Raw genomic sequence first — 704 nt, forward strand, 5'->3', positions numbered from 1 at the left:
CGCCGAAAAGCACTCAATTTACCTAAAATTGCTCGAAACGCAATTGATGAACAAAGAGAATAAAGAACGTTTCATGCTGTTGTATTCGCCTGAGGAACGTTATCAGTTATTTTGCCACCACTACCCAGATTTAGAACAACGCATTACCGACAGCCAAATTGCGGCTTACCTCGGCATTACCGCTATCAGCTTAAGCCGTATTAAAGCGCGTTTAGCAAAAGACAGCGAATAAGAGACGTACCAAACAAAAAAGGCTCTTCCAACGAAGAGCCTTTGTTCAATCTAATGACTTATTTAAGAAGACGCGCTCGGAACTGACGCCCTTTCATCTTCCCCGTACTGATAATTTGCAGCGCTTTCTTCGCGGCAGACTTTTCTACAGCAACGTAAGAACGCACAGGGAACAAATGAATCTTGCCCACTTGCGCACCTGGGATGCCATTTTTGCCAGTCAAACAACCAAGAATATCGCCAGGACGAACTTTTTGCTTCTTGCCGCCATCAATGTTGATGGTCACCATCTTCGCTTGGTATGGCTGCTGATTTGATTTCGCTGGCAAGGTCGCTGGTACCACATCCATCTCTAAGTACTCTTCGATACGAGCAACACGTAGACCGTCTGTTTCACCAAAGAAGCTGAACGCCAAACCTTTACTGCCTGCTCGGCCAGTACGGCCAATACGGTGCACGTGCACTTCTGGGTC

Annotated in this window: 1 protein-coding gene and 1 pseudogene; one reads left to right on the forward strand and one right to left on the reverse strand. The window is 46.6% G+C overall.

The features are described 5' to 3' along the window. A pseudogene (locus R7P64_RS24235) lies at nucleotides 1–232 on the forward strand (Crp/Fnr family transcriptional regulator); the annotation flags it as partial. Between the two features lie 58 nt (nucleotides 233–290). Here R7P64_RS24235 and R7P64_RS24240 read toward each other — a convergent pair. After that, nucleotides 291–704 (reverse strand): DbpA RNA binding domain-containing protein (locus tag R7P64_RS24240; protein ID WP_318124154.1); only part of this gene is annotated, 414 nt, incomplete at its 5' end.

Source organism: Vibrio sp. 2304, from assembly GCF_033339475.1.
GTDB lineage: Bacteria > Pseudomonadota > Gammaproteobacteria > Enterobacterales > Vibrionaceae > Vibrio > Vibrio alginolyticus.